Origin of the sequence: Pseudomonas agronomica, from assembly GCF_025917275.1 — a bacterium.
In the GTDB taxonomy this organism is placed as follows: domain Bacteria; phylum Pseudomonadota; class Gammaproteobacteria; order Pseudomonadales; family Pseudomonadaceae; genus Aquipseudomonas; species Aquipseudomonas agronomica.
Window position 1 is genome coordinate 1 of the sequence record NZ_JAOSHO010000646.1, and the last position, 2,410, is coordinate 2,410.

The following is a 2,410-nucleotide window of genomic DNA, read 5'->3' on the forward strand; positions in this document are numbered from 1 at the left end:
GCGGGAGCAAGCTCCCTCGCCACAAAAGCTCGGGGTCGCGGGGTTATTGAGCCAACCACCCGCCATCGATATTCCACGCCGCGCCGCGCACCTGGCTCCCGGCTTCGCTGCAGAGGAACAGCACCAGTTCCCCCAGTTGCGGCGGGGTGACGAATTCCAGGGACGGTTGCTTCTCGGCCAGCAAATCATGCTGGGCCTGTTGCGGGTCCACACCCGTGGCGATGCGATCGTCGATCTGCTTCTGCACCAGCGGCGTCAGCACCCAGCCCGGGCAGATGGCGTTGCAGGTCACGTTGCTGGTGGCGGTTTCCAGGCCGACCACCTTGGTCAGGCCGATCACCCCATGCTTGGCTGCGACGTACGCCGCCTTGCCCACCGAACCGACCTGGCCGTGCACCGAGGCGATGTTGACGATCCGTCCCCAGCCCTTGACGCGCATGCCCGGCAGGCTCAGGCGGGTGGCGTGGAACACCGAGGACAGGTTGATGGCGATGATCGAATCCCAGCGTTCCACCGGAAAATCCTCCACGGCGGCCACATGCTGGATGCCGGCGTTGTTCACCAAAATGTCGACGCCGCCAAATTCGCGCTCGGCGTAGGCGAACATGTCGGCGATCTGCGCCGGGTCGCTGACATCGGCCGGATGATGGCCAACTTTTACACCGTGTTGCGCGACTTCGGCGATGACCGCCGACGCATCGCCAAAGCCGTTGAGGATCAGGTTGGCGCCGGCCTTGGCCAGGCCCAGGGCGATGCCCAGGCCGATGCCGCTGGTGGAGCCGGTGACCAGGGCGGTCTTGCCCGCAAGAGTGGTTGTCATAGGGAACCTCACACAATGCCAGTGGCGTAGAACACACCGATCACGAAGAACACCGCGAGGGTCTTGATCAGCGTAATGCAGAAAATGTCTTTGTAGGCTTCGCGGTGGGTCAGCCCGGTCACCGCCAGCAAGGTGATCACCGCGCCGTTGTGGGGCAGGGTGTCCATGCCGCCGCTGGCCATGGCGGCCACCCGGTGCAGCACTTCCAGCGGGATGTTGGCGGCATTGGCAGCGTTGATGAAGGTTTGCGACATCGCCGCCAGGGCGATGCTCATGCCACCCGACGCGGAGCCGGTAATGCCCGCCAACAGCGTCACGGTCACGGCTTCGTTGACCAGCGGATTAGGGATGCTCTTGAGCCAGTCGGCCAGCACCAGGAAACCCGGCAAGGAGGCGATCACCGCACCGAAACCGTATTCCGAGGCAGTGTTCATGGCCGCGAGCAACGCACCGCCCACCGCGCTCTTGCTGCCTTCGGCGAGTTTGCTGCGAATGGCCCGGAAACCGAACAGCAGCACCATGACGATGCCCACCAGCAAGGCCGCTTGCACGGCCCAGATCGCGGTGAGCTTGGCGACGTCGCTGGTCACCGGTGCCGCCATGCCCGGCAGCGCCAGGCTGTGGGTCTTGCCGTACCACTGGGGAATCCACTGGGTGAACAGCAGGTTCATGATCCCCACCGCCAGCAGCGGTGAAACGGCGACCCAGGGGTTGGGCAGCTTGATGTCTTCGGCGGTTTCCGGCTCGTTGCGCAGCTCGGTGCCGTAGCCTTCGCCCAGGCGCAGGGCCTTGTTGCGCTGGCGCTGCAAGAACAGCATGCCGATGCTGAACACGAACAGCGTACCAATCACCCCGAGCCACGGCGCCGCCCAGGCGGTGGTGTTGAAGAAGGTGCTCGGGATGATGTTCTGGATCTGCGGCGTGCCGGGCAGGGCGTCCATCGTGAACGAAAACGCGCCGAGGGCGATGGTGGCCGGGATCAGCCGCTTGGGGATATTGCTCTGGCGGAACATCTCGGCCGCGAACGGGTACACCGCGAAGACCACGACGAACAGCGACACGCCGCCATAAGTGAGCAGTGCGCAGACCAGCACGATCACCAACATGGCCTGGCGCGTGCCCAGGAGGCGAATCGCCGCCGCAACGATCGAGCGGGAGAAACCAGACAGCTCGATCAGCTTGCCGAACACCGCGCCCAGCAGGAATACCGGGAAGTACAACTTGATGAACCCGACCATTTTTTCCATGAACACCCCGGTGAATGCAGGGGCGACGGCGGACGGATCGGTGAGCAGGACGGCGCCGAGGGCGGCGATGGGGGCAAAGAGGATAACGCTGTAGCCACGGTAGGCGGCAACCATCAGCAGCGCGAGGGCTGCCAAGGCAATGATCACACTCATGGTGTGTCTCCTGGATTGTTATTTTTGTGGGTGATGCTGTGGGGAGGGCTATAGCGAGTTTTGTGCCAGATGGCTAACTTGCTGAAATATAAGGGATTTAGTTGGGGTGGTGAGAAGGGTTTGTGAATTTTGTCTCTGTTTCGAGATTTTTTGTTGGGTTTGCTGGCCTCATCGCGAGCAAGCTCGCTCC

General features: G+C 63.1%; 3 protein-coding genes. All 3 read right to left on the reverse strand.

All coding sequences use genetic code 11. The features are described 5' to 3' along the window. Positions 1 to 43: 43 nt before the first annotated feature. A complete protein-coding gene (hbdH, locus tag OC610_RS25680) occupies positions 44 to 820 on the reverse strand; it encodes a 3-hydroxybutyrate dehydrogenase (protein WP_264431831.1) in 777 nt (258 codons plus the stop codon). A gap of 8 nt (positions 821 to 828) precedes the next feature. Continuing rightward, positions 829 to 2,220 (reverse strand): GntP family permease, encoded by a 1,392-nt coding sequence (locus tag OC610_RS25685; protein WP_264431832.1) that lies wholly within the window; start codon positions 2,218 to 2,220, stop codon positions 829 to 831. Then, a partial coding sequence (locus tag OC610_RS25690; protein WP_264431833.1) for a hypothetical protein occupies positions 2,217 to 2,410 on the reverse strand: 194 nt, incomplete at its 5' end. The genes OC610_RS25690 and OC610_RS25685, both read right to left, overlap by 4 nt.